This window comes from Arthrobacter sp. P4_F10 (assembly GCF_056401435.1).
On sequence record NZ_JBFUJJ010000028.1, the window covers coordinates 1 to 23,921 of the forward strand.

At 67.5% G+C, this 23,921-nt stretch carries 24 protein-coding genes and 1 pseudogene; 23 read left to right on the forward strand and 2 right to left on the reverse strand.

Annotation, left to right across the window (positions count from 1 at the left end; all coding sequences use genetic code 11):
* The 4 genes and pseudogenes from AC1DR1_RS18910 to AC1DR1_RS18925 all read left to right on the forward strand — a co-directional run.
* Positions 1–430 (forward strand): annotated as a pseudogene (locus AC1DR1_RS18910) (hypothetical protein); the annotation flags it as partial.
* A gap of 237 nt (positions 431–667) precedes the next feature.
* Positions 668–1,945: a cytochrome P450 gene (locus AC1DR1_RS18915; RefSeq protein ID WP_476993085.1), complete on the forward strand. Its 1,278-nt coding sequence runs from the start codon at positions 668–670 to the stop codon at positions 1,943–1,945.
* A complete protein-coding gene (locus AC1DR1_RS18920) occupies positions 1,938–3,191 on the forward strand; it encodes an NAD(P)/FAD-dependent oxidoreductase (protein ID WP_229994586.1) in 1,254 nt (417 codons plus the stop codon). The genes AC1DR1_RS18915 and AC1DR1_RS18920 overlap by 8 nt, the downstream gene beginning before the upstream one ends.
* 16 nt (positions 3,192–3,207) lie before the next feature.
* Positions 3,208–3,531 (forward strand): 2Fe-2S iron-sulfur cluster-binding protein, encoded by a 324-nt coding sequence (locus tag AC1DR1_RS18925; protein WP_229994585.1) that lies wholly within the window; start codon positions 3,208–3,210, stop codon positions 3,529–3,531.
* A gap of 78 nt (positions 3,532–3,609) precedes the next feature.
* On the opposite strand, the gene AC1DR1_RS18930 is transcribed toward AC1DR1_RS18925, so the two are convergent.
* The gene (locus tag AC1DR1_RS18930) at positions 3,610–4,257 is read right to left on the reverse strand and encodes an acVLRF1 family peptidyl-tRNA hydrolase (RefSeq protein WP_229994584.1); all 648 of its coding nucleotides are present in this window, start codon (positions 4,255–4,257) and stop codon (positions 3,610–3,612) included.
* Positions 4,258–4,322: 65 nt separating this feature from the next.
* Here AC1DR1_RS18930 and AC1DR1_RS18935 point away from each other — a divergent pair, with 65 nt between their 5' ends.
* From AC1DR1_RS18935 to nusB, 15 genes are all read left to right on the forward strand, one after another.
* Positions 4,323–5,858, forward strand: coding sequence for a replication-associated recombination protein A (locus AC1DR1_RS18935; protein ID WP_229994583.1), 1,536 nt, complete (start codon positions 4,323–4,325; stop codon positions 5,856–5,858).
* 244 nt (positions 5,859–6,102) lie between these two features.
* Positions 6,103–6,501, forward strand: coding sequence for a cupin domain-containing protein (locus AC1DR1_RS18940; protein WP_229994582.1), 399 nt, complete (start codon positions 6,103–6,105; stop codon positions 6,499–6,501).
* A 187-nt stretch (positions 6,502–6,688) separates the two neighbouring features.
* Positions 6,689–7,315 carry a 30S ribosomal protein S4 gene (rpsD, locus tag AC1DR1_RS18945; protein ID WP_018773157.1) on the forward strand — a complete coding sequence of 209 codons (627 nt, stop codon included), beginning with the start codon at positions 6,689–6,691 and terminating at the stop codon, positions 7,313–7,315.
* A gap of 167 nt (positions 7,316–7,482) precedes the next feature.
* Entirely contained in the window at positions 7,483–7,857 is a 375-nt protein-coding gene (locus AC1DR1_RS18950; RefSeq protein WP_229994591.1) for a DUF948 domain-containing protein, read from the forward strand.
* 19 nt (positions 7,858–7,876) lie between these two features.
* Complete coding sequence (locus AC1DR1_RS18955) at positions 7,877–8,143, forward strand: DUF6167 family protein (RefSeq protein ID WP_229994581.1); 267 nt, start codon at positions 7,877–7,879, stop codon at positions 8,141–8,143.
* Positions 8,144–8,310: 167 nt separating this feature from the next.
* A complete protein-coding gene (gene alaS / locus AC1DR1_RS18960) occupies positions 8,311–10,989 on the forward strand; it encodes an alanine--tRNA ligase (RefSeq protein ID WP_229994580.1) in 2,679 nt (892 codons plus the stop codon).
* A gap of 10 nt (positions 10,990–10,999) precedes the next feature.
* Positions 11,000–11,584, forward strand: coding sequence for a Holliday junction resolvase RuvX (gene ruvX / locus AC1DR1_RS18965; protein ID WP_229994579.1), 585 nt, complete (start codon positions 11,000–11,002; stop codon positions 11,582–11,584).
* Entirely contained in the window at positions 11,581–13,353 is a 1,773-nt protein-coding gene (mltG, locus tag AC1DR1_RS18970) for an endolytic transglycosylase MltG (protein WP_229994578.1), read from the forward strand. Before ruvX ends, mltG begins: the two co-directional genes overlap by 4 nt.
* The gene (locus AC1DR1_RS18975; RefSeq protein WP_229994577.1) at positions 13,350–14,327 is read left to right on the forward strand and encodes a shikimate dehydrogenase family protein; all 978 of its coding nucleotides are present in this window, start codon (positions 13,350–13,352) and stop codon (positions 14,325–14,327) included. Before mltG ends, AC1DR1_RS18975 begins: the two co-directional genes overlap by 4 nt.
* Positions 14,328–14,353: 26 nt before the next feature.
* Complete coding sequence (gene aroC / locus AC1DR1_RS18980; RefSeq protein ID WP_229994576.1) at positions 14,354–15,553, forward strand: chorismate synthase; 1,200 nt, start codon at positions 14,354–14,356, stop codon at positions 15,551–15,553.
* Positions 15,553–16,161, forward strand: a complete 609-nt coding sequence (locus AC1DR1_RS18985) for a shikimate kinase (protein ID WP_290369380.1) — start codon at positions 15,553–15,555, stop codon at positions 16,159–16,161. Before aroC ends, AC1DR1_RS18985 begins: the two co-directional genes overlap by 1 nt.
* A complete protein-coding gene (aroB, locus tag AC1DR1_RS18990; RefSeq protein WP_229994575.1) occupies positions 16,161–17,252 on the forward strand; it encodes a 3-dehydroquinate synthase in 1,092 nt (363 codons plus the stop codon). Before AC1DR1_RS18985 ends, aroB begins: the two co-directional genes overlap by 1 nt.
* A complete protein-coding gene (locus AC1DR1_RS18995; protein ID WP_229994574.1) occupies positions 17,252–17,770 on the forward strand; it encodes a tetratricopeptide repeat protein in 519 nt (172 codons plus the stop codon). The genes aroB and AC1DR1_RS18995 overlap by 1 nt, the downstream gene beginning before the upstream one ends.
* Positions 17,771–17,925: 155 nt before the next feature.
* Complete coding sequence (efp, locus tag AC1DR1_RS19000) at positions 17,926–18,489, forward strand: elongation factor P (RefSeq protein WP_018773146.1); 564 nt, start codon at positions 17,926–17,928, stop codon at positions 18,487–18,489.
* On the forward strand, positions 18,489–18,899 hold the full coding sequence (gene nusB / locus AC1DR1_RS19005; protein ID WP_018773145.1) for a transcription antitermination factor NusB: 411 nt from the start codon (positions 18,489–18,491) through the stop codon (positions 18,897–18,899). The genes efp and nusB overlap by 1 nt, the downstream gene beginning before the upstream one ends.
* A gap of 53 nt (positions 18,900–18,952) precedes the next feature.
* Here the strand turns inward: nusB and AC1DR1_RS19010 are convergent, their stop codons facing one another.
* Positions 18,953–20,215 carry a PrsW family intramembrane metalloprotease gene (locus AC1DR1_RS19010; protein ID WP_476993086.1) on the reverse strand — a complete coding sequence of 421 codons (1,263 nt, stop codon included), beginning with the start codon at positions 20,213–20,215 and terminating at the stop codon, positions 18,953–18,955.
* Positions 20,216–20,351: 136 nt separating this feature from the next.
* On the opposite strand from AC1DR1_RS19010, the gene pyrR reads away from it, so the two are divergent.
* From pyrR to AC1DR1_RS19030, 4 genes are read left to right on the forward strand one after another with little or no spacing between them, the layout of a single operon-like run.
* Positions 20,352–20,951 (forward strand): bifunctional pyr operon transcriptional regulator/uracil phosphoribosyltransferase PyrR, encoded by a 600-nt coding sequence (gene pyrR, locus AC1DR1_RS19015; protein ID WP_290369379.1) that lies wholly within the window; start codon positions 20,352–20,354, stop codon positions 20,949–20,951.
* Entirely contained in the window at positions 20,948–22,000 is a 1,053-nt protein-coding gene (locus AC1DR1_RS19020) for an aspartate carbamoyltransferase catalytic subunit (RefSeq protein ID WP_229994572.1), read from the forward strand. Before pyrR ends, AC1DR1_RS19020 begins: the two co-directional genes overlap by 4 nt.
* On the forward strand, positions 22,000–23,388 hold the full coding sequence (locus tag AC1DR1_RS19025) for a dihydroorotase (RefSeq protein WP_476966322.1): 1,389 nt from the start codon (positions 22,000–22,002) through the stop codon (positions 23,386–23,388). The genes AC1DR1_RS19020 and AC1DR1_RS19025 overlap by 1 nt, the downstream gene beginning before the upstream one ends.
* Complete coding sequence (locus AC1DR1_RS19030) at positions 23,385–23,906, forward strand: PH-like domain-containing protein (protein ID WP_229994570.1); 522 nt, start codon at positions 23,385–23,387, stop codon at positions 23,904–23,906. The genes AC1DR1_RS19025 and AC1DR1_RS19030 overlap by 4 nt, the downstream gene beginning before the upstream one ends.
* Positions 23,907–23,921: the final 15 nt, after the last annotated feature.

Sequence of the window (23,921 nt, forward strand, 5' to 3'; positions counted from 1 at the left end):
GCCCTGCCCCAGACACCACCGGCTCAAACACGGCTCCGCCTGGCAACCCACCCGGGCCGGCAAGGACCACCCGCCGGGCTGGATTTCACCGTCCGGCCGGCACTACCCCAGCGAGCACCAGGACTGGGAACCGCCCCGCTGGCCACGCAATATCCCGGCCGCAGACACGCTCCCGGACCGCAGCCTGCCCACGGGTCCAGGACTTCGTCCGGACCCGGCATTCATCGGGCACCCCGGCCAGGAACCCGGCCAGGAAACCGGCCGGGATCCCGGCCAAGGTCCCGAACCGGACCTGCCCCCGGACCCCTTCCCGGAATGGCACCAATTCACCGCCGCGCACCCACTACCGTCGGTGGACACGGACGATCCGGGCTGGTCAGCACCCCTCGACGACCCGATCCGGGAATGCGTCGTGTATCAATCCGCCTGACCGACCAGTTGCGTGCCGGTTCAGTGCGGTAATCGAACTTCTTTGGTGGCCCGCAGCCCTGCCGCTGACAATCGCCCTCGCCTGCGGACAAGAGCTGCCGGGCGACTTTCACAACCGATGAACGGAAGCCCTATGGGGCCGACGCGGGGCCCGTGGGCACTCTTGAGTGAGACGTGGATCACGTCGACTCATCCAGGGAATTCACCCGGAACAGTCACGCACGAAAGAAGGACAACGATGTCTGCCGCCACCACAGAACTATCGCCCGTAGCAGAGTCTCCCTCCGGGCCGGCCGAACTGCCCCCATACTCCCATGACCTCGCGTGGCCGGATGGCATGGCACCGTTCAAGGTCGTCGACGACGGAACGCAGGGGGACCCATACGCGCACTACGCATGGATGCGCGACAACGCCCCGGTCCTCCGGGCCGCCTCACCGGTATCGGATGTCTGGTTCATCACCCGCTACGACGACGTGCGCAAAGCCATGCGCGCCCCCAAGGTCTTCTCCTCCCAGGTCGTGGACCCGGTGCCGCTGACCTTTCTGACCTTGTTCGATGCCCCGAACCACACCCGGCTGCGCCAGGTCGTTGCGCAGGCCTTCACCCCCAAGGCGATCGCCCGCTTCGAGGAACGGGTCCGCGAGAACGCCCACAAGTATCTGGACCCGATGATCGCGGCCGGCGGCGGCGACGCCGTCGACGATTACGCGATCCCGCTGAGCATGTCCACCATCAGTGCCCTGCTGGACGTCCCGGCGTCGGACTTCGAGAAGATGAAGTTCTGGTCCGACGAGACCTTCAGCTACTTCGGCCGGTTGGCCCGCAACGCGCAAGGCACGGGCACCGACGAACAGAGCACTTTCGAGTTCTTCGCGTATTTGAAAGACACCATGGAGCGCCTCTACGTGGAGGGAAACGAGTCCGTGGGCGGCCACATCGCCCGGATGTGGAAGGACGGCCTGCTCAGCGAGAAGGAAGCCAAGGAACTCTGCGCCTTCGTCTTCGTTGCCGGCCACGACACCACCACCATCCTGCTGGCCAACGCATTCCGGGTCTTCAGCGAACAGCCCGAACTGCTGGACCGGATCCGGCAGAACCCCGCCGATGCGWACCTGTTCGTCGAGGAACTGGCACGCTTCCGCGGAACGGTGCAGCGCGCCAGCCGGATCACAACCGAAGACGTCGAGGTCGCCGGCGTGTGCATCCCTGCCGGCGCCATCGTCCGGCTGCTGCCGGCCGCCGCGAACCGCGACAGCGCCAAGTACCCCGACGGCGAGACCTTCAACATCGACCGCAACACCGACGGCCACCTCGGCTTCGGCCACGGTGTGCACAGCTGCCTCGGCGCCCCGCTGGCCAGACTGGAAACCGTGGTGACTGTGGAACTCCTCGCCTCAAAGCTTGGCTCCCTGACCCTCAACAAGGACAAACCGATCGAATACGTCCGGGGCAACAACCTGACCAACTCAGGCCCGGAACACCTCTACGTGGAGCTGGAGATCTTCAATGCCTAGTCAGCAGCCCACAGAGAACCACCTGAATCCAATCATCATCGTTGGCGCCGGCCACTCCGGTGTCGCGGTGGCCGCAGGACTGCGCACCCGCGGCTGGGACGGGGACATCCTGCTGCTCGAAGCCGAAAAGGAGACGCCCTACGAACGCCCTCCACTATCCAAAGAGCTCCTGAAGGCAGGCGCCCCGGATGAGTCCACCGTGCTGCGCAAAGAGAAGTTCTACCAGGACAAACGCATTGGCCGGCGGGCAGGGCTCGCTGTCGACGCCATCGACCCCGCCGGCCGGACCGTCCAGCTGTCCGACGGCAGCCGCCTGGGCTACCATCGCCTCGTCATAGCCACCGGTTCGCGCGCCAGGTCCCTGACGGTCCCCGGGGCCCGCCTTCCCGGAGTGCAGGCCCTGCGGACCCGGGATGACGCCCTTGAACTCAAGCTGGCGCTCGTCCCAGGCGCCCGGGTTGCCATCATCGGCGCCGGTTACATCGGGCTGGAAGTCGCGGCCGCCGCTTCCGCCAAGGGCTGCGGGGTCACCGTACTCGAATTCCAGGACCGCGTGATGAGCCGTGTGACCTCCGAACCCGTATCCCGCTTCTTCGAGCAACTTCACGAGCAAAACGGCGTCCGGTTCGTCTTCGGTGCAGCGGTCACCGCCATCGAAGGGGTCGATCGGGCCGAGCGGGTCGTCACCGCCGACGGCACCTCCTACCCGGCCGACGTCGTCCTCGCCGGCATCGGCGTTGTGCCCAACCAGGAACTCGCCGCTGACGCCGGACTTCTCTGCCAGGACGGCATCCTCGTGGACGGGCATGGGCGGACCTCCGTTCCGGACATCTATGCCACGGGTGACGTCACTCGCTTCACCAGCACTATCGACGGCACCAGCCAGCGCCTCGAATGCATCCAGAACGCGATGGCGCAGGCTGACCAGGTGGCCGCGGACATCACCGGGCAGGACGCCGCGGAGACGGAAATCCCGTGGTTCTGGACAGTACAGCACGGTGTCCGGCTACAGACGGCCGGGGTCCGCCGCGCCGATGACGAGGTGATCGTGCGAGGCGCCCCGGCTGACGGCAAGTTCTCGGTTGTCTATCTCCGGGACGGGTGCCTCGCCGCCGTCGACACCATCGCAGGCCTGGCTGACTTCCGGCCGGCCAAGAAACTGATAGCCCAGAAAGCGCGGATTGACCCGTTGCTCGCCGCCGATCCCGGCACTCCACTGACCGCCGCTGTGTTCGCAGCTGCCTGAAAACTAAGGAACCACCATGAGCAACAACAAACTCACCGTCATCGACCGCGAGGGGTCCACGCACGACCTCGAATGGGAGCCGGACCAGACATTGATGGAGGCCCTCCGCGACAACGACCTCCCGGTCCTGGCATCCTGCGGCGGCACGGCCTCCTGTGCCACATGCCACGTCTTCCTGGAAAAGGAGGTCTTTGACACCCTGGCCGAACGCAGCGAGGACGAACTCGAGTTGCTGGCCGAGGCCGAGGGCTACCAGGAATGCGGCTCCAGGCTCTCCTGCCAGCTCGACTTCAGCCAGGACCTCGACGGCGTCACCGTCACTCTGGCGCCGGAAGAGTAGCCGCCGCTTCCGGCAGCCGGATAGCGAGGAGGCCGTCGTTCCATCTGCATACATTGGGGGATGGAACGGCGGCCGTTCCTACGCCGCCGGGTCGGTCACCAGGATCCGCACCGAGCACAGCTCCGCGGCAGCTTTCTTCAGGACCGCTGCGCGCGGATCCGGGACGTCCAGGAACGCGAGCCGTGCCAGGCCGGCGTAGCGTTTCAGGGCGGGTTCGGCGAGCACCTGGTCCGCCAGCGTCCGGTCGCCGCCCGCCGCGAGGTATTCGACCCGGTGCCCCGCGAAGATCCTTCCGGCGTGCTCGGCGACGGCTTCCACGAGGGCATCTGCCTGGTTGGCGCGCCGCCGGGCAAACCGCTGCTGGGACCAGCCGCCGGCGGCCGTCCGGGACTGGACGTGGCGGGTGCCGGTCTTGGACGCCAGCACGGCGCCGGCGCTGACCACAGCCACCGAATATCCGCCGCGCCGGACCAGTACGGCGCCGATGCTCCGGGGTTGCCCGGCCAGCGAGGCCAGCCGCGAAAGGGCGTCCTGGCCGCTCCCGGGCCGGCCGTCCACGGGCCAAGGCGCCCGCAGCACTGCCACGGCGCCGTCCGCGGCGCGCAGCTGCAAGCCGGCGTCGAGCTCCTCCTCCACCAGTGCGCCATGGCTCGCGGCGAAGCGGTCCACCCAGCCAGGCAGCCGGCCGCCGGAGACGAAGGCCACACGGGTCTCGGGGCTGGGCATGGCAGGTTCTCCGTTGCGGGGGCGATGGTGACAAGGCGGGCAGGAACTAGAAGTAGCCTATCTATGTGGATGATCTCTTTGGCGCAGGGCGGGACAACGCCGACGGAAGCGACGACCTCGGCGTAGCCGACGGTGCTGCCGACGGCGGCGCGGACGATTCCGGCCAAGCCCGGAGCCGAGCCCGGTCTGGCGCCGGGTCAGCCTCGCCGCGGAGCCCGCTCGCCGTCCGGATGCGGCCGCGCACCCTCGATGACGTCGTTGGCCAGCAGCACCTGCTCGGCCAGGGCTCCCCGCTGCGCCAGCTGGCCGCCGGCTCCGATGCGACCGGCCCTGCGGGCCCGAGTTCGGTGATTCTCTGGGGTCCTCCCGGCACCGGCAAGACCACCCTTGCCCACGTCATTGCCAAGGGTCCCGGCCGGAAATTCGTCGAGCTCTCCGCCATCACCGCCGGCGTCAAGGACGTCCGCCGCGTGATGGATGAGGCCCTGACCGCGCGCGACCTCTTCAAGACCACCACCGTCCTCTTTCTCGATGAGATCCACCGCTTCAACAAGGCCCAGCAGGACGCGCTGCTTCCCGGCGTCGAGAACCGCTGGGTGGTGCTGGTGGCGGCCACCACCGAAAACCCGTCGTTCTCCGTTGTGTCCCCGCTGCTGTCCCGCTCGCTGCTGCTGACCCTGAAACCTCTCACCGACGCCGACGTCGAGGCGCTGCTGCAGCGGGCCGTTTCGGATGTCCGCGGACTGAACGGGAAGGCCGAACTCAGCGCCGACGCACTGGCGCACCTTGTCCGGCTCTCCGGCGGCGACGCCCGCCGCGCCCTGACTGCCCTGGAAGCGGCCGCCGGCGTCGCGTTCGGAGACGCGGATGACATCGACGCAGTTGATACCGGCACGGTCGCAGTTGATACCGGCACAGTCGCAGCCGATACCGGCACAGACTCCCGCGCAGGAACGGCGGAGCCCGTCACGATCCAGCTGCGGCACACGGAGCGGGCCCTGGATGTCGCCTCCGTCCGCTACGACCGGGCCGGGGACCAGCATTACGACGTCGCCAGCGCGTTCATCAAGTCGATCAGGGGCTCCGACGTCGACGCCGCCCTGCACTATCTCGCCCGGATGCTGGAGGCCGGTGAGGACCCCCGGTTCGTGGCGCGCCGGATCGTGATCTCCGCAGCCGAGGACGTCGGCATGGCGGACCCGACGGCGCTGCAGACCGCCGTCGCGGCGGCCCAGGCCGTGCAGCTGATCGGCATGCCGGAAGGCCGCATCATCCTCGCCGAGGCCGTGGTGCATCTGGCCACCGCGCCGAAGTCCAACGCCGCGTACATGGGGATCAACCAGGCGATCGCTGACGTCCGGGCCGGGCTCGGGAACGGCATCCCGGCCCACCTGCGCGATGCCCACTACCCCGGCTCAAAGCAATTGGGTCATGGCAAGGGCTACAAGTACGCCCACGATGCCCCGCATGCCGTGGCCACCCAGCAGTACCCGCCGGACGACCTCGTCGGTCGCAACTATTACGAGCCCACCGCCAACGGAGCCGAACGCGACATCGCCACCCGGCTCGAGCGGCTTCGGAGGATCATCCGCGGCACGTGACCGGCCTGTGACCAGCGGCTGGTCCGCCGCGGCCTGCAGCGCCGGAATCCGCCGTTGACATGGGGCCCAAGAGGTCTAACGTGGAATTACGTCAGCATTGATCTGCTGGCCGTCCGTGCGGCGCAGGGGACAGCGCGTTCACATCGCCGGCTCTCGCTATCCGGACCCCGGAACGGCAGCCGACTTCGCTCCATTCCAGGTCATCCAGCGCGAGCGTCCCCGCCCCGTCCCCAGGTAGTGTCCCATGAGTATCAACTTCGTTACAGCCATGGCAGTGAAATCCTTCGATGTGCCGGACAAGAAACGGTGCCCGGACAAGGCCGAATTCGACCTCTGCACAGTGAACGACTACTCGGTGGCCCGACTGATCCTGGGCCCGGGCTGGCGGTGGTCGGAAAACACCCGGCCCTATGAGCACACCGACGTCTGCCTGCACCACCATCTCGGTTTCTGCATTTCCGGAGAAATGGAAGTCGAAACGGCCGAAGGGCTGCACTCCACGATTCACGCCAACGACACCTACGCGATTCCGCCAGGTCACGACGAATGGGTGGTGGGCCCGAAACCGTTCGTGGCCGTGGAATTCCTCGGTGCGGCGTCCTTCGGGCGCAGCGGTGCCCGGGGCGTGCACGCCCGGATCTGACTTCGGTCCATCGGCCGGATCTGGTAGGCTGGTTCGTTGTCTGGCAAGGCACGGACGCACAATCCATTGAAACTTCGCATTTGATGAGGGTTGCCCTGTGCCCAGTAGCAAAAGGCAGCGGTTGGCCGATGCTCTCCATCGTGGAGGCCAGTAACACTGACACACCGCAGATATTGGAAGGACACAAGTGGCTAACAACACTCGTGCTCGCCGTACCGCACGCCTTTCGCGTGCACTCGGCATCGCTCTGACCCCCAAGGCCGCCAAGTACATGGAGCGCCGCCCGTACGGCCCCGGTGAGCATGGCCGTGCCCGCAAGAAGCAGGACTCCGACTACGCCGTACGTCTGCGCGAAAAGCAGCGTCTGCGCGCCCAGTACGGCATCCGCGAAGCCCAGATGACCCGTGCCTTCGAAGAAGCACGCCGCACCAAGGGCCTGACCGGTGAAAACCTGATCGAACTGCTCGAAATGCGTCTCGACGCCCTCGTTCTGCGTGCCGGCTTCGCCCGCACCATCGCCCAGGCCCGCCAGCTGGTTGTGCACCGCCACATCCTCGTTGACGGCATCCGCGTTGACCGCCCGTCTTTCCGCGTCGGCGAGGGCCAGCTGGTCCACGTCCACAGCCGCAGCGAGACCATGCCTCCGTTCCAGGTTGCAGCAGCCGGCGCTCACCGCGACGTCCTGCCGATCGTTCCGGCGTACCTGGACGTCAAGCTTGACGCCCTGCAGGCCCGCCTGGTGCGCCGCCCGAAGCGTTCCGAGATCCCCGTGACCTGCGAAGAGCAGCTCGTCGTGGAATTCTACGCACGCTAATTCCAAAGGCACCACCTACAAAGAAGCCCGTGGCAAGCGCCGCGGGCTTCTTTGTATGTAAGGTACTTGGGGGAGTTCCCCGGGAGCCGGTTCTGACCGCCGGCTGAAACCGTCGGAACCCGACGCAACAAGCAGGTATCCACTGCAGTTCAAGGAGATGAGTGTCTATGTCTGGTGGCGATATTGCCGGCCTGATCGCGGCTGGAGTGTTTGCACTGCTGGTCCTGCTGCTCGCCGTGCCGATCCTGAAGCTCGGGGGAGTGTTCGATGAAGTGCGGACCTCCATCCGCTCTATCAGCGACGGCGCCACCCCGCTCATGGACGAAGTCACTGCCACGGTGACCACCACCAACGAGCAGCTGAAGAAGGTTGATGGCATCGCCTCCAACGTCTCGGACGCCTCCGCCAACATCTCGGCGCTGTCCTCGCTCATGGCCGCCACTGTCGGCTCGCCGCTGATCAAGGTGGCCGCCTTCAGCTACGGCGTGCGCTCCGCCTTCTCCACCCGTAAAAAGACCGCCACCGGCCGGCGCAGCCGCTAAGCCTCCAGGAGAACCTGACATGAACAGAATCATCTGGATGGGAATCGGCGTCGCGATCGGCGTCATCGCCTTCCGCAAGGTCACCGAAGCCCAGTCCGCACTCGGCCCCGAGGGCCTGAACCGGGCAGTGGGACGGCTGGCTGACGGCCTGTTCGACTTTGCCGACGCCGTCCGCGAAGGCATGGGCGAGCGGGAGGCCGAACTCCGCTCGGCCCTCGGCATCGAGACGGCAACGGATATTGCTGCCGGCGGCGCCGTCGCCCGCCGGGATGCGGTCCGGCGCTAGCCGGGAGAGAATTAGTAAGTAGGGTGCCCGTCACGGGCGCGCCGGCACCACCTAAAACGAGTCCCATATTGACGGGGCCCGGATCCGTGCCGGTCCTCAGCTTGTCCCGCTCAGCACAGACGCGGGCCACATAACGCAGTGAATATTGAAGGGTAAGAAATCAGCTCATGAAGTCGCAGGAGATCACCAAGCGCTGGATCGACTTTTTTGTCAGCAAGGGGCATACCGCCGTGCCCTCCGCCTCCCTGGTCTCCAGCGACCCCTCCCTGCTGTTCACCGTGGCCGGCATGGTCCCGTTCATCCCGTACCTGACGGCCCGTGAGGAGGCCCCCTACTCCCGGGCCACCAGCGTGCAGAAGTGCATCCGGACCGGTGACATCGAGGAAGTGGGCAAGACTGCCCGCCACGGCACCTTCTTCCAGATGTGCGGCAACTTCTCCTTTGGCGACTACTTCAAGGAAGACGCCATCAAGTTCGCATGGGAGCTCCTCACCACCGGCGTGGACGACGGCGGGTACGGACTGCCGCCGGAGAAGCTCTGGGTCACCGTCTACGAGGAGGACGACGAGGCCGAGCAGCTGTGGCTGAAGAACACCGGCATGCCGGCCGAGCGGATCCAGCGGATGGGCAAGGCCGATAACTACTGGTCCACCGGCCAGCCCGGCCCGGCCGGTCCCTGCTCGGAGATCTACTACGACCGCGGCCCCTCCTACGGCGTCGAGGGCGGCCCCATCGCCGATGAAAACCGCTACGTCGAGATCTGGAACCTCGTGTTCATGCAGTACCAGATTGACAACGTCCGCTCCAAGGTGGATTTCGACATCACAGGTGAGCTGCCCAAGAAGAACATCGACACGGGCCTCGGCATGGAGCGGCTCGCGATGATCCTCCAGGACGTCGAGAACATGTACGAGACCGACCAGGTCCGTCCCGTGATCGACCGCGCTGCGGCCCTTTCCGGCCGGGAGTACACCTCGGCGGAGTCCGCCGAGGACCCGCACCACACCGACGATGTCCGCATGCGCGTCGTTGCCGACCACATCCGCTCGGCCCTCATGCTGATCGCCGACGGCGTCACCCCCTCCAACGAAGGCCGCGGCTATGTGCTGCGGCGCCTGATCCGGCGCGCCGTGCGCTCCATGCGCCTGCTCGGCGTCGAGAAGGCCTGCCTGCCCGAGCTGCTGCCGGCCTCGCGGGACGCCATGAAGGGCGTTTACCCGATCGTGGAGACCGACTTCGAGCGCATCAGTCGGATCGCCTATGCCGAAGAGAAGGCCTTCCTGCGCACCATCGCCTCCGGCACCGCCCGGCTCGAGGACGCGGTCAAGGAGTCCAAGGCCGCCAACCAGCCGCTCTCCGGCGCCGACGCCTTTGCCCTGCATGACACTTACGGCTTCCCGATCGACCTCACTCTGGAAATGGCTGAGGAAGCCGGGCTGAAAGTCGACGAGCCCGAGTTCCGCAAGCTCATGCTCGAACAGCGCCAGCGTGCCCAGGCCGATGCCAAGGGCAAGAAGGGTTCGCACGCTGACCTCAGCGCGTTCCAGGAGCTGCTGTCCGCCGGCGAGACCGTCTTCACCGGCTACACCGAACTCCAGGGCGAGTCCAAGGTCCGCGGCATCCTGTCCGGCGGCAGGAAAGTCGCCCAGGCCTCCACGGGCGACGAAATCGAACTGGTCCTGGCCGAGACGCCGTTCTACGCCGAGGCCGGCGGCCAGGCCGCCGACACCGGGCTGATCACCGGCGACGGCTTCGTCGTCGAGGTCCTGGACGTCCAGCGCCCCGTCAAGGGCCTGAGCGTGCACAAGGCGATTGTCCGCGAAGGCGAAATCGGGTCCGATTCGCTGGTTCAGGCCGCCGTGGACCGGGAACGCCGCCACGCCGCCGAGCAGGCCCACACGGGCACGCACATTGTGCACGCGGCCCTGCACCAGATCCTTGGCCCGGAGGCCCTGCAGCGCGGTTCCTTCAATAAGGCCGGCTACCTGCGCTTCGACTTCGCCTGGGGCGAGGGCCTGAGCGCCGCCACCCGGTCCGAGATCGAGGAAGTCTCCAACATCGCCATCCGCAACAACTTCCGGGTGGAAACTAAGATCATGGGGCTCGCCGAGGCCAAGGCGCTCGGCGCCATGGCGCTGTTCGGCGAGAACTACGGCAACGAGGTGCGGGTCGTGGAGATCGACGGCGCCTGGTCCCGCGAACTCTGCGGCGGCACCCACGTCGAGAACACCTCGCTGATCGGCAGCCTGTCCCTGCTCGGCGAACAGTCCGTCGGCTCGGGAAACCGCCGTGTCGAGGCCTTCGTGGGCATGGACGCCTTCCGGCACCTGGCCGCCGAGCGTGCCCTTGTCACCGAACTCACGGAAATGCTGAAAGTTCCCTCCGGGCTGCTCGCGGACCGTATTTCCAGCACTCTGACCAAGCTCAAGACGGCCGAAAAGGAACTCGAGCGGCTGCGCAAGGAGCAGCTCACGGCCGCCGCTGCCCAGCTGGTTGGCACCGCAAGGGACGCCGCCGGCGTCAAGGTCATTGCACACGACGCCGGCCAGGTCAGCGGCGCGGACGATCTGCGCGGCCTGGCCCTGGACCTGCGGACGCGTCTCGGTTCCGAGCCCGCCGCCGTCGCGGTGGCCGGTGTCAGCAACGACCGTCCCGTCATCCTGATCGCCACCAACGAAGCCGCCCGGGCAGCCGGAGTCAAGGCGGGCGCCCTGGTGCGTCTCGCCGCGGGCATCCTCGGCGGCGGCGGTGGCGGCAAGGACGACGTCGCCCAGGGCGGCGGCACGGACGCCGCCAAGGTTGGCGCTGCCCTCGGCGCCGTCGTGGACGCCATTACGCGGCGATAGCGGATCCCACGTGTCTGAAGCTGCTGTGGCCGGCGTCTATCCCCGGGGCGTGAAGCTCGGGGTGGACGTCGGCACGGTCCGCGTGGGCGTGGCCGTCTGCGACCGCGACGGAATCCTGGCGACCCCGTTGCGCACGCTGCAGCGGAATGTGAAAAAGAACACAGACGTTCGGATCCTGGCCGCCCTGGCGGAGGAGCTGGACGTCGTGGAGATTTTCGTGGGACTGCCGCGCACCATGAAGGGCGAAGAGCACGCCTCGGCCAGGATGGCCGCAGATTATGCACAACTGCTTGTCCGGGCTCTGCAGGGTGCCGGCTCCGACGTGCCCGTGCGGCTGATTGACGAGCGGCTCAGCACCGTGACCGCCCACCGCAACCTGCATGAAGCTGGCATGAGCAGCAGAAATCACCGTACAGTAGTTGATCAGGTTGCGGCGGCAGGTATTCTGCAACATGCGCTTGATATGCAAAAGGCCAGGGGAACGGAGGTCGGAAACCGCGTGTACGCGGAGTCTGCGCCGGGGCCGACCGGGGACGGCGCACAGACCGACCCGGCAGTACAGACGCACTCTTCAGAACATGGAAGGCTACAGTGAGCCCGGTCAACAGTGATGACTCCTCCGGTGACGCCCCTATTGGTGCTGACCGAGCGCTGACGCGCAAAGAAATCCGGGCCCGGGAAAAGTTCCTGGCGACGCAGGGACACAACGTGATCCCGCCGCAGGCTTTTGAGACCGGACAGGATGTTCCGACGCCGGCACCGGCACGGGCACCGGAGGGAGAGCTGCCGCAGGCCGCCCCGGAACTCCCCGAAGCAGCACCGACCGTGCACGAAGACGCTGCAGCTGAAGAGCCCGTGCACGAAGTGCCCGTCCACGAAGAGCCCGTCCACGAAGAGCCCGTGCACGAAGAGCCCGTGCACGAAGAGCCCGTGCACAACGAAGCCGTCCACGAAGAGCCCCTGCACGAGGAAACAGTGCAGGACGTTCCCGCCGACGAAGAGCCCGTCCGCGACGACTTCACGCGGATGATCCCCATCCACTCAGAGCCCGTCCACGAAGACGCCGGCCACGGGAACGCCGTCTATGCGTCGGCAGGCCAGCTTGGCCACGACGCCCGCCACGACGCGGTTGCGCATGGCGCCGGCCCCCACGATGGCTATGCTCCTCACCCCCACGACGAGGCTCACCATGTTTACGACGACTCCGGCGAACACCTGGCACAGGGCCACCCGGACGCCGAATATCACAGCGAACCCGGCCACGAGCTGATGGCCGGAGCGGTCCGCTACGACAAGGTTCCGTCCAAGAAGGTCCGCCGCCGCCGCCGCTTCCTGGCCCTGGTGCTTACCCTGACGGTCTTCGTCGTCGCAATCGCCGTTGGCGCGCAGTTCCTCAAGCCCCTCCTGGGCATGGACACCGTGGCCGATTACCCGGGCCCGGGGACCGGCGACGTCACCATCACGGTCGCACCCGGCGCCGGGCCGAGGTCCGTGGCCACCGAGCTGCAGTCAAAGAAGGTCGTGGCGAACGCGGACACGTTCCTCAAGGAATTCACCGCTTCCGGCGGTGCCCTGAACCCCGGCACGTTCTCGATGCGCCAGGAAATGAAGAACTCCGATGCCGTGGACGTCCTGCTTAACAAGGACCAGGGCAAGGTCATGTACTTTGCGCTCAGCGCCGGGCTGCGGATCAGCGAATCCCTGCAGGCGATTTCCGAGGGCACCGGGATTTCGGTTCCGGAGCTGAAGGCGCTCAGCGATGCGCCCGCCCAGTTCGGCGTCCCGGCGAAGGCCAAGAACCTCGAGGGCTACCTGGCGCCGGGGGAGTACCGCTTCCCGTTGGGCACCTCCGCCAAGGACATTCTGCAGAAGCTCGTAGGCAACACCCTGGATGAACTCAAGGCCCAGGGGGTCACCGATGCCGCGAAACAGTACGACGTCGTGACGGTAGCGAGCATCGTGCAGGCCGAAGGCGGCCAGGCCGAATACGGTGACGTCGCCGGCGCCATCTACAACCGCCTCAAGCCGAACAACACCGAGACGAACGGGCTGATCCAGTCCGATGCCACGGTCACCTATGGCCTGGGCATCCGCAGCTTCCACATCGACGAGGTCCAGAAGGCTGACAAGTCGAACCGGTACAACACCTATGCCAACCAGGGGCTGCCCGTCGGGCCCATTGGCTCTCCCGGCAAGACGGCCATTGACGCCGCCGCCAAGCCCAAGACCAACAGCTACCTCTACTGGGTCACCATCAACCTGGACACCAAGGAGACCAAATTCTCCAAGACCCTGGCCGAACACAACGGATACGTGGAGCAGTACAACGCCTGGTGCGAGGCCAACCCGGGACGCTGCGTATGACGCTGCGGGCGGCCGTCCTCGGGCATCCCATCAGCCATTCGAAGTCGCCGGCGCTGCACCGCGCCGCCTACGCGCACCTGGGCGTGGACATCGCCTACTCCGCCATTGACGTGACAGAGGCCGACCTGCCGGATTTCATGCGGCAGGTCAGGGTTGAGGCGCGCGCTGACGGTTTCTGGCGCGGGCTCTCGGTCACGATGCCGCTGAAATCGGCCATGGTGGCGGAAGTGGACGAGGTCCGGGGAGTGGGGCGCGCACTCGGCGTCGTCAACACCGTTGCCTTCGAATCCGGCGGCGGCAGAGCTGACCACACGCGGTTGGTCGCCTACAACACGGACGTCGCCGGGATCGTCAATGCGCTCCGGCACGCGGGGGCCGCCCCGGCGCCCACCGCCGTGGTCCTCGGCGGCGGCGGGACCGCGGCTGCTGCCATCGCTGCGCTCAAAGAACTGGGCGCAGTGTCTGCCGAGGTGTTCGTGCGCGATCCCAGCCGCGCCGCCGAAGCCCGCGCGGCCTCCGCCGCCGTGGGGCTCCCCGTCCAGGTGCTTCCCCTCGCCGGTGCGGCCGCCGCCGTCGCCGCGGCCGACGTCGTCATCTCCACGCTGCCGCCCCGCGCGGCAGACCCGCTTGCCGTGGAACTGGCAGATGCGCTTGCCGCGGAACTGGCACAAGAGCCGCCAGCCCCGCCGGCAGAATCCGTGCCTCGGAACGATGCCGCCGGACGACGGCGGACAACACCCTCGGGCGGCTCGGGCCGCCCGGGCGTCCTCCTGGACGTCGCCTACGATCCGTGGCCCAGCCGGATCGCCGCGGTCTGGCAGGAAGCCGGCGGCACGGTGGTCCCGGGACTTGAAATGCTCATCTACCAGGCGGTGGAGCAGGTCCGGCACTTCACCGGACTGGGCGAGGCCCTCCCGGCCGGAGTCATAGATGTGATGTGTGACGCAGTCGGGGCGCCCCGACGGGTGTTCTAACCGCTCGACATGGCAGGATGGAATGTATGTTGCGTTGGTTGACTGCCGGAGAATCCCATGGCCCGGCACTGGTCGGAATAATTGAAGGCGTGCCCGCCGGTGTGGAACTCACCAGCGCCCACATCAGCGAGGCCCTGGCCCGCCGGCGGCTCGGCTACGGCCGCGGCGCCCGGATGAAATTCGAGCAGGACGTGGTCACGATCCTCGGCGGAGTCCGCCACGGCCTGACCCAGGGCGGCCCTGTCGCCGTCCAGGTCGGCAACACCGAATGGCCCAAATGGGAACAGATCATGTCCTCCGATCCCGTGGAGCCGGAAATCCTGGCCGACCAGGCCCGGAACGCCCCACTGACACGGCCCCGGCCCGGCCACGCCGACTTCACCGGAATGCAGAAATACGGCTTCGACGAGGCCCGCCCGGTCCTGGAGCGCGCCAGCGCCCGCGAGACGGCCACGAGGGTGGCGCTCGGCACGGTCGCCGCGGCGTTCCTCAAGCAGCTCGGAATCGAACTCGTCTCCCACACCGTGTCCATCGCCAGCGTTGCCGTGCCGGAAGGCCGGCCGCTGCCGGTCCCGGGCAACGTGATCGCCCTGGACGCCGATCCGCTGCGCTGCTTCGACCGCGAAACCTCGGACGCCATGGTGGCCGAGGTCGACGTCGCGCACAAGGAAGGCGAAACCCTCGGCGGCGTCGTGGAAGTGCTTGTCTACGGGCTCCCGCCGGGACTGGGCAGCTACGTCCACTGGGACCGGCGACTCGACTCGCGCCTGGCTGCGGCACTGATGGGCATCCAGGCCATCAAGGGCGTTGAGGTCGGCGACGGCTTCCGTACCGCGGCGCGCCGCGGCTCGGCCGCCCACGACGAGATCGTCAAGGACGCGGACGGCAAGATCATCCGCACATCAAACCGCGCGGGCGGGATCGAGGGCGGCATGAGCATCGGCGATGTCCTGCGCGTCCGTGCCGCCATGAAGCCGATCGCCACCGTGCCCCGCGCGCTCAAGACGGTCGACGTCAGCACGGGGGAGGCGGCCAAGGCCCACCACCAGCGCTCCGACGTCTGTGCCGTCCCCGCCGCCGGCGTCGTCGCCGAGGCCATGGTGGCCCTCGTGATCGCCGAAGCCGTCACCGAAAAATTCGGCGGTGACTCCGTACAGGAGACCGCCCGCAACATCAAGGGTTACCTGGACAGCATTCCGGCGTCCCTGGACTCGATCGGCCACTAGTGCCGGCCGGGAACACCGGCGGGCTCTCCGCCGCGGCAACGCACATTGGCCCGGTGGTGCTGATCGGACCGATGGCCGTGGGCAAATCGGCGATCGGACAGCAGCTCGCGCAGCACCTGGGGTGCGCCTTCGTGGACACCGACGCCCTCGTGGTGGCCCAGCACGGGACGATCGCCGAGATCTTCGCCAGCCGGGGCGAGCACGCCTTCCGTGAGCTTGAGGCGCGGGCCGTGGCGCAGGCCATTGAGGAAGCCCTGGGGAGCACCACCGTCATCTCGCTCGGCGGCGGCGCTGTCCTTGACTCCGGTACGCAGCAGCTCCTGGGCCGCTGTACCGTTGTTTACCTTGAGTGCGACGCCCAGACTGTGGCGGAACGCATCGCCAGAAATTCGGGCCGGCCGCTCCTGGCCGGCGACGCCATGGGCCGGTGGCGGACCTTGTTCGCCACCCGGCGGCCGGTCTACGAACGTCTCGCCGACCTCGTCCTCGATGTCCGGACCGGCAGCGTGCCGGAGCTGGCCCACCGGCTGGAAGATGCGCTGGGGGAGCACACCGTGTCGAAGACCGCGGCCGTGCCTACCCCGGCGGCGACAAAGGAAGTTGAATAGTGAGTACCGAATCAACCGTCATCAAAGTCACCGGACAAACGCCGGGTGAGAACTACGACGTCGTAGTGGGCCGTGGCCTCCTGGCAAGCCTGCCGGGCCTGCTGGGTGAACGCGTCAAGCGCGTCCTGGTCATCCACCCCCGGGCGCTTCGGCTTACCGGGGACACCGTCCGGGAAGAGCTGGCCGCCGCCGGTTTCACCGCACTGACCGCAGAAATCCCCGACGCCGAAGAGGGCAAGCACATCGAGGTCGCCTCCTTCTGCTGGCAGGTGCTGGGCCAGAACGACTTCACCCGCTCCGACGCCGTCGTCGCCGTCGGTGGGGGCGCCGTGACGGACCTGGCCGGCTTTGTCGCCGCGACCTGGCTGCGCGGCGTCAAGGTCATCCACATGCCCACGAGCCTGCTGGGCATGGTTGACGCCTCGGTCGGCGGCAAGACCGGCATCAACACCGCCGAGGGCAAGAACCTGGTGGGCGCGTTCCACCCGCCCGCCGGCGTCCTCGCGGACCTCGACACGCTGGAGACGCTGCCGAAGAACGAGATCATCTCCGGCATGGCTGAGGTCATCAAATGCGGCTTCATCGCCGACCCGGCCATCCTGGACCTGATCGAAAAGGACCCGTCCGCGGTCTCCGATCCCCGCTCGGACCTGTTGCGGGAACTGATTGAACGAGCCATCAGTGTTAAGGCCCGGGTAGTCTCCGAGGACCTGAAGGAAACCGGCCGGCGCGAGTTCCTGAACTACGGCCACACCCTGGGCCACGCGATCGAACTCGCCGAGCGCTACTCCTGGCGCCACGGCGCCGCCGTCTCCGTGGGCATGATGTTCGCCGCCGAACTCGCCCGCAGCGTGGGCCGGCTCAGCGACGCCGACGCCGACAGGCACCGCAGCATCCTCGAAAGCCTGGGGCTTCCCATCACGTACCGCCGCGACCGCTGGCAGGCCCTCCTGGACGGCATGCGGCGGGACAAAAAGTCCCGCGGTGACCTGCTGCGTTTCGTGGTGCTCGACGGCGTCGGCAGGCCCGGCATCCTCGACGTCCCGGACACGTCACTGCTGTTTGCCGCCTACCAGGAGATTGCCTCCTGATGAACATGATCAAGGGCGGCACCAGCGAGTGGCCGGACGCGGGATTGCCCGGGGTCCGGATCAACCCGCAGTCCCTGATGCCCCAGATCGTCAATGACGAGGTCCTGGCCGAGGCGTTGGCGGCCTCCACCGACCCCGGGGACCGGATCCTGGTCCGGCTCGTCGAAGGGCACGCGGGCGAAGCCGCCGAGCTCCTCGCCGAGGCGCGCTACAAGGACCCCGGCTCGCTCCGGCTGCGGATCTTCGAAGCGGACGTGCTCCGGGTTTCGAACCGGTTCGACCGGGCCGTTGAGGTGTTCCGCCAGCTCCTCGCCGAGACCCAGGGCACCCTGGAGGAGGCGGCCGTCCGCCAGCACCTCGGCCGGTCCTACTTCGCCGGCGGGAACGTTGGCGCCGCCGTCGAATCCTTCGCCAAGGCGCTGGATTTGCGCGTGGCCGGGTCCGCCGATGCGGCCCTGATCTACGCGTCCACGGTGGCGCTGCAGCGCGCGCGGGACGTGCTGGAACAGCAGTCCTGAGCCCCCGTCAGCCAGCTGTCCGCGGGAACCGGTAGAATAGATCTTGGATTTTTGACAAATACGCGTTGGCGGGCCGCTTGGCATGCCGGCCCGGCATAGAACGTCTGGCCGATAGCACCGGCCCGATGGAACCAGAGAGAAACTAAGAGGATACAGTGGCAACCACTAACGACATCAAGAACGGAACCGTCCTTAAGCTTGAGGGCCAGCTTTGGAACATCATCGAGTTCCAGCACGTCAAGCCCGGCAAGGGTGGCGCGTTCGTGCGCACCAAGATGCGCAACGTGATGTCCGGCAAGGTCGTCGACAAGACCTTCAATGCCGGACTGAAGATTGAGACCGCCACCGTGGACCGCCGCGACTACCAGTACCTGTACCAGGACGGCGCCGACTTCGTCTTCATGGACACCTCGGACTTCGACCAGCTCACCGTCTCGGCCGCCACCGTCGGCGACGCCACCAACTTCATGCTCGAAAACCAGATGGTCAACATCGCCATCCACGAGGGCAACCCGCTCTACATCGAGCTGCCCCCGAGCGTCGTCCTCGAGATCACCTACACCGAGCCGGGCCTGCAGGGCGACCGCTCCTCGGCCGGCACCAAGCCTGCCACCCTCGAAACCGGGTACGAGATCCAGGTGCCGCTGTTCGTCGAGAACAACACCAAGGTCAAGGTCGACACCCGCGACGGCAGCTACCTCGGCCGGGTCAACGACTAGTGAGTGCGCGCGGTAAGGCCCGGAACCGGGCCCTCGATGTGCTTTTTGAGGCCGAGCAGCGCTCTGCCTCGGCGTTCGACGTCCTGAAGTCCCGCCGCGAGCAGACCGACCAGATCGTCAACCCGTACACCCTCGAAATTGTCGAAGGCGTGGTGTCGCACCAGGTGGCCATCGACGAGTTCCTCGAGACCTATTCGCAGGGCTGGACCCTGGAGCGCATGCCCTCCGTGGACCGCATCATCCTGCGGATCGGCACCTGGGAACTGCTCTACAACGACGACGTCCCGGACGGCGTGGCAGTCAGCGAAGCTGTGGCCCTGGCCAAGACGCTCTCCACGGACGAGTCGCCGTCGTTCATCAACGGCCTGCTGGGCCGGTTGCAGCAGCTGAAGCCTTCGCTGCTGGCCTGAGACCCCGCACCGCAAAGAACCCCGCCCAGGACATCCTGGGCGGGGTTCTTTCGTTAGCCGACGGCGGCGGCCCGGAGCGCGGCGATCTCGGCGAGCTGGTGCTGCTCATCGCGTTGGTGCGCCGGCACGTCCCGGCCGCTGAGAATCCGTTGCCGGGTGAAGGCAAGCTGGGTGGCTGCATCGAGCAAAGACCTCATCTGTGCGCCCCGCCCGACGGACTTTGCCCAGCGCAGCGCAGAACGGCGGCCCGCGGCGGTGGCCAGCATTTCCACCTCGGCCGTGGTGAACCAGCCCGCGGCCGCGTATTCCATAAGCCGCTGGCGGGTGAGCCTGCGCTCCGCCACCCGCAGCAGCACGATGACCAGGACCGCCAGCACGAAGATCGGCACCTGCACCAGCAGATACTGGGCCAGGAAGTCCTGGCCCATGCTGTTCCAGCCGCTGTGCAGCAGCATCGCGGGGACGAGGCCGACGACGAACGCCAGCACGGACAGGCCGGTCCGCCCGCGGGTCGCGGCGAGGCCCATGATCAGGCCGGTGGTTCCCGTGAAGATTGCGTGGGCGAAGGGGGACATGACCCCGCGGAGGAAGAACACCACCGCGAGGTCCGTGCCGGGGTCGGACGATTCGGCGATGGCGCGGCCGAAGTAAAGGATGTTCTCGGTGAACGCGAAGCCTGCCGCGATGGTGAAGGCGAACACCACGCCGTCCACCGGTCCGTTGAAGTGCCTCGGGGCGAAGAGCAGGAGCACCAGCAGCCCCAGGGACTTGGCGAATTCCTCGACCACCGGCGCCTGGACCGTCACCGCGAACGTCGTATAGTCCAGTCCCGAGGCAGGTCCCGCCACCAATGAAAAATAGGGCTGGATCAGCATCGTCACCGCTATCGAGACGACAGCTCCCCAGGCAAAGGCGAAAAGCAGCAGCGGCTTGGGCTCAGGCTCCCAGCGGTCGATGAAGCGCACCGTCAGCAACACGGTGCCCAGCGGAATCAGGGAGGCGATGAAGCCAATGACAAAGCCCGAGATTCCGGTCCTTTCCAGGAGGAAGGGCAGGACCAGGAAGAGGCTGATGAACGCGAGGAATCCGCCGGCCAGCACGAGGCCAAGAACGCCGGCGGAACGGCGGCCGCCCGCGACCGCCGGAAGGGCGGGAGGGAATGCCGGCTCGAACTGGCCGCGGCTGTTGGCAGGGGCCCTCTGGTAATCCGCCGGCTGGACGTGCCCCAGCCACGTCGGGTTGGCCTGCTGGGGCAGCGGCCGCTCACCGGAGGCGCCGGGGTGGTCATGCCGGTGGCGCGGCTCGTTCGTCGTCATGGAACCGAGCCTATGTCCGTGTGAGGTTAAACGCATTCCGGCGGCGACGGGGCGTCAGCCCCGCTGTGGTAATTTGAAAGAGCAAATAATCCTTTTTTAATTCCGTCCCGTGAGGCGGGGAAAGGGGAGACGAGCTTTGACTTCTGTGCCCTCAGCACCGGGTCCGGCGAAGGTGATGCTCACCCGGGTTGTCCTCAACCAGGCTGACATCGACCGCGCCCTCACTCGTATCGCCCATGAAATTCTCGAGGCCAACAAGGGCTCCCAGGACCTCGTCCTGCTGGGCATCCCGCGCCGGGGCTATCCCCTGGCCGTCCGCCTCGCCGCCAAGATCGCTGCCGCCGACCCCACCGTGGACGCCGCCGCGATAGTCGGCCAGCTCGATGTCACCATGTTCCGCGATGACCTCTCGCACCAGCCCACCAGGCCGCCGTACCCCACCCAGCTCCCGCGGACCGGGATCGACAACAAAGTTGTTGTGCTGATCGACGACGTCCTTTACTCCGGACGCACCATCAGGGCAGCCCTCGATGCCATCATCGACCTCGGCCGCCCGCGGATTGTCCGCCTGGCCGTGCTGATCGACCGCGGCCACCGGGAACTGCCCATCCGCGCGGACCACGTCGGCAAGAACCTGCCCACGTCCTCGTCCGAGAAGGTCCGCGTCCGCCTCGAGGAAACCGACTCTGTGGACGGCGCCCCCATCAATGAAGTGGTCATCGAGGCCACCGCATGAGGCACCTGCTCTCCACCGAAGACCTGAGCCTGCATGACGCCATCCGCATCCTGGACACCGCCGAGGAAATGTCGGCCGTGGGGGAGCGCGAAGTCAAAAAGCTCCCCGCCCTGCGCGGGCGCACCGTGGTCAACCTGTTCTTCGAGGACTCCACCCGCACCCGGATCTCCTTCGAAGCCGCCGCCAAGCGGCTCTCCGCCGACGTCATCAACTTCGCCGCGAAGGGCTCCTCCGTCTCAAAGGGCGAGTCACTCAAGGACACCGCCCAGACCCTCGCCGCGATGGGCGCCGACGCGGTGGTTATCCGGCACTGGGCCTCCGGCGCCCCGCACCGGCTCGCTGCGACCGACTGGATCGACGCCGCCGTCATCAACGCCGGCGACGGCACCCACGAACACCCCACCCAGGCGCTGCTGGACGCGTTCACCATGCGCCGGCACTGGTCGAAGCTCGCCGGCACGCCGTCGGCCGGGGCGGACCTCACAGGCATGCGCGTCGCCATCGCCGGCGACGTGCTGCACTCCCGGGTGGCCCGCTCCAACGTCTGGCTGCTGCGCACCCTCGGCGCCGAGGTCACGCTCGTCGCGCCGCCCACGCTGCTGCCCATCGGCGTCGAAAAATGGCCGTGCGCCGTCAGCTTCGACCTCGACGAGACGCTCGCGCAGGGAGTGGACGCCATGATGATGCTCCGGGTCCAGGGCGAACGGATGAATGCGTCCTTCTTCCCGACCACCCGCGAGTACTCGCGCCGCTGGGGCTTCGACGACAACCGGCTCCGGGCCCTGGACAGCCTCGGGCTCAAGGACACCATCATCATGCACCCGGGTCCGATGAACCGCGGCCTGGAGATCTCCGCGGCCGCGGCCGACTCGCCCCGCTCCACCGTGCTGGCGCAGGTCCGCAACGGCGTCTCGATCCGCATGGCGGCGCTGTACCTGCTGCTTTCCGGGGAGAACCGCGAACCGGCCGCCGCACCTGTATCTGTATCTGCCGCAACCTCCCCCGCCGCCAATCCGAACCTCACTTATTCCCACCAGGAGAGCCACTGATGGCCGAACAGCAACAGCACGCAGACAACAGCGGCGCCTACCTCATCCGAGGCGCCGCGATCCTGGGCGGGGCAGCCGAGGACCTGCTGATCCGGGACGGCGTGATCGCCGCCCGCGGCCGGCAGTTGGACGCCGACAGCGCCGGGGTGAGGGACGCAACGGTAATTGACGCCGCAGGCCTCATTGCGCTCCCGGGCATGGTGGACATCCACACCCATCTGCGCGAACCCGGCCGCGAAGACGCCGAAACCGTTGAAACCGGCACCCGCGCCGCCGCGCTGGGCGGCTACACGGCAGTCCATGCGATGGCCAACAGCACCCCGGTGGCGGACACCGCCGGCGTCGTCGAACAAGTCCTCACCCTGGGCCGGACCGCCGGCTGGGTGGACGTCCGCCCGGTGGGCGCCGTGACCGTGGGACTCGCGGGGGAGCAGCTCGCCGAACTCGGCGCCATGGCCGACTCCCGCGCGCACGTGCGGGTGTTCTCCGACGACGGCATCTGCGTGCACGATCCGGTGCTGATGCGCCGCGCACTCGAATACGTCAAGGCGTTCGACGGCGTCGTGGCCCAGCACGCCCAGGAACCCCGCCTCACCGCCGGCGCCCAGATGAACGAGGGCGAGGTCTCCGCCGTCCTGGGCCTGGCCGGCTGGCCGGCCGTCGCCGAAGAGAGCATCATCGCCCGGGACGTGCTGCTGGCCCAGCACGTCGGCTCCCGCCTGCACGTTTGCCACGTCTCCACGGCAGGGTCCGTGGAGATCATCCGCTGGGCCAAGTCCCGCGGCGTCAACGTCACGGCCGAGGTCACCCCGCACCACCTCTGGCTCACCGATGAGCTCGCCCGCAGCTACGACCCGGTCTACAAGGTCAACCCGCCGCTGCGCACCGACGCCGATGTCCAGGCCCTCCGCGCCGCCCTGGCCGACGGCACGATCGACGTCGTCGGCACCGACCACGCCCCGCACCCGAGCGAACACAAGGAATGCGAGTGGGCGCAGGCGGCCATGGGCATGACCGGGCTGGAAACCGCGCTGTCCGTGGTGCAGCACACCATGATCGAAACCGGCCTGATGGGCTGGGAAGACTTTGCCCGCGTGACCTCCACGGCGCCGGCCGCCATCGGCCGGGTCCGGGACCAGGGCCGCCCGCTCGAGGCCGGTGAGCCCGCCAACGTCATACTCGTGGACGCGGCTGCGCGCTGGACCGTGGACCCTTCTAAGATGGCAACCATGGGCCGTAACTCTCCGTTTGCCGGCCGGGAACTGCCAGGGAAGGTAGTGGCGACGTTCTTCAAGGGCCACCCGACCGTTCTCGACGGAAAACTCAACACCCCGTACCGGTGGCCGGTCGACGCCGTCGACGCCGGACCGGCGGGCCTCCGCCCATGACGGTCAAGGACCTTTCCCTGCTCTTCACCCTCGTCCTGATCGGCGTCGCGCTTACCCTCATCGCCGTCGGCTGGCGCAACCGCCTGCGCCGCCAGTCCGACGTCGAGCCCCTCCCCGAGGTTCCCGCCGGGCTTGGCGCCCCGCTGGCCGCCGCCGACGGCCAGTACGTCGCATCCACCACCGCCGGCGACTGGCTGGACCGGATCGCCGTGCACAACCTGGGCGTCCGCACCAACGCCAAGCTCAGCGTGCACCCCGAAGGCGTCCTGTTCGAGCGCTCAGGCGCCGGCCCGGTGTTCATCCCGGCCGGACGCCTCACCGGTGTGCGGCAGGAAAGCGGCATGGCCGGAAAGTTCGTCGAGAAAGACGGCCTGCTGGTGCTCAGCTGGATGCTCGGCTCCCACGAGCTGGACACCGGCTACCGGACCCGCCGTGCCGAGGACAAGGCCGTGCTCCTCAGCACCCTCCAAGATTTGATCTCCGCAGCCCCTCAGGCAGAAGCCGATAGTGGAAAGTAACAACGTGACGGACCC

Coding starts and splice junctions, on each gene's coding strand:
- AC1DR1_RS18920 (WP_229994586.1), top strand. CDS start 1,938: ATGCCTAGTCAGCAGCCCACAGAGAACCACCTGAATCCAATCATCATC.
- AC1DR1_RS18925 (WP_229994585.1), top strand. CDS start 3,208: ATGAGCAACAACAAACTCACCGTCATCGACCGCGAGGGGTCCACGCAC.
- AC1DR1_RS18930 (WP_229994584.1), bottom strand. CDS start 4,257: ATGCCCAGCCCCGAGACCCGTGTGGCCTTCGTCTCCGGCGGCCGGCTG.
- AC1DR1_RS18940 (WP_229994582.1), top strand. CDS start 6,103: ATGAGTATCAACTTCGTTACAGCCATGGCAGTGAAATCCTTCGATGTG.
- AC1DR1_RS18950 (WP_229994591.1), top strand. CDS start 7,483: ATGTCTGGTGGCGATATTGCCGGCCTGATCGCGGCTGGAGTGTTTGCA.
- AC1DR1_RS18955 (WP_229994581.1), top strand. CDS start 7,877: ATGAACAGAATCATCTGGATGGGAATCGGCGTCGCGATCGGCGTCATC.
- alaS (WP_229994580.1), top strand. CDS start 8,311: ATGAAGTCGCAGGAGATCACCAAGCGCTGGATCGACTTTTTTGTCAGC.
- AC1DR1_RS18975 (WP_229994577.1), top strand. CDS start 13,350: ATGACGCTGCGGGCGGCCGTCCTCGGGCATCCCATCAGCCATTCGAAG.
- aroC (WP_229994576.1), top strand. CDS start 14,354: ATGTTGCGTTGGTTGACTGCCGGAGAATCCCATGGCCCGGCACTGGTC.
- AC1DR1_RS18995 (WP_229994574.1), top strand. CDS start 17,252: ATGAACATGATCAAGGGCGGCACCAGCGAGTGGCCGGACGCGGGATTG.
- AC1DR1_RS19010 (WP_476993086.1), bottom strand. CDS start 20,215: ATGACGACGAACGAGCCGCGCCACCGGCATGACCACCCCGGCGCCTCC.
- AC1DR1_RS19020 (WP_229994572.1), top strand. CDS start 20,948: ATGAGGCACCTGCTCTCCACCGAAGACCTGAGCCTGCATGACGCCATC.
- AC1DR1_RS19025 (WP_476966322.1), top strand. CDS start 22,000: ATGGCCGAACAGCAACAGCACGCAGACAACAGCGGCGCCTACCTCATC.
- AC1DR1_RS19030 (WP_229994570.1), top strand. CDS start 23,385: ATGACGGTCAAGGACCTTTCCCTGCTCTTCACCCTCGTCCTGATCGGC.